General features: G+C 29.0%; 1 protein-coding gene. It reads right to left on the bottom strand.

Features of this window, described 5'->3' with window-relative positions; all coding sequences use genetic code 11:
* Positions 1-1176, bottom strand: a 1176-nt coding sequence (locus AJ889_RS00155; RefSeq protein WP_148123996.1) for a motility associated factor glycosyltransferase family protein, incomplete at both ends; no start/stop codon positions are given.

Here is a 1176-nt window from a genome sequence, read left to right as displayed (position 1 = left end):
TTTGCCCTAACTTTTCTATAAAATAAAGCAACCATTCATGGTAAGCTTTAATATAAGCTGTGATAAAATGCGTTTTATCTTGTATATGAAGTTTTAATACATCAGCAATCATTTTTCCACGATAAGCAAAAGCTCCTCTTAAAACTTCATCCTGTATAAACTCATCTTCATCTAAAGAGTGATTAAAATTTTCTATGTTTTGATAGACTTTTTCTAAAAATTCTAAAGGTAAAATAAAATCTTTACTGAGTATATTTTCTAAAATTTGTTTTAAAGCTAAGGCATCGTCTAAAAATCTTTTGGCATTTTCTTGATCTTTTTGTATTTTTTCTTTGAATTTAACTAGGAGTTTATCACTTCTATTTTTAGTTAAACTTTTTGGAAGTTCAAATTTGGGTTTTTCTTTTGTAAGGAGTTTTTCACAACATTCTTTAAAGGAAAGTTCTTCAGTGAAATTAATCCTTGCTCCACCTTCAGTAGCATTGTAAAATTTAGCCTTTTGATCATTGCAAGCAAAAAGATATTCAAGTTTTATACGATAATCATTCCAGGTTATATGAGTTAAAACTTCACCTTTACCTGCATAGGCAGGGACTTTAAGTTTATCTATATTTTCTTCACCGCTAAATTTCTCCCCAAAATCAAAACCTTTTGAGTGTGAATTTCCTTTTTCATCAAAGGCTAAATCTTGCCCTATCATAATAATATTTTTAAATCCCAAAGCCAAAGCTAAAGTATAAGAAAAATGACTTACATGAGTACCCGTATCTATATAACCAAAGTCATTAAGATTGAAGCGTTGATATAAAGCTTTATTTCTTAAAACAATCATACAATTTTCAGCCTTTAAACTATGCACGACATTAGGATGCGTAGCACATGAAAGTATATTTAAAGAAGTTTTATTTTCTTTATTTTGAAAAAAATTCATTGCTAGATCAGTAAAATCTAAATTCGTAACATAATCAGGCACTATACCTTCTTTTTCAAGCATACTTAAAGCCCCATCAGCACAAAAGATCACTGCTTTATCTTGATAAGCTTTAAGTAAAGGAAGTTGTTTAGCTAAACTAGGTCCTGCAGAAACTACTATAGTATTATCAAATTTGTTTTTTCTTTCACTTAAGATTCTTTGAAAAGGAATGCTTTCAAGCATAGAAGGGATGTTTTGTAAAA

The sequence above is a fragment of the Campylobacter sp. BCW_6468 genome (genome assembly GCF_001762865.1).
Lineage (GTDB): Bacteria > Campylobacterota > Campylobacteria > Campylobacterales > Campylobacteraceae > Campylobacter_D > Campylobacter_D jejuni.
This window is presented reverse-complemented; position numbering and strand designations above follow the sequence as displayed.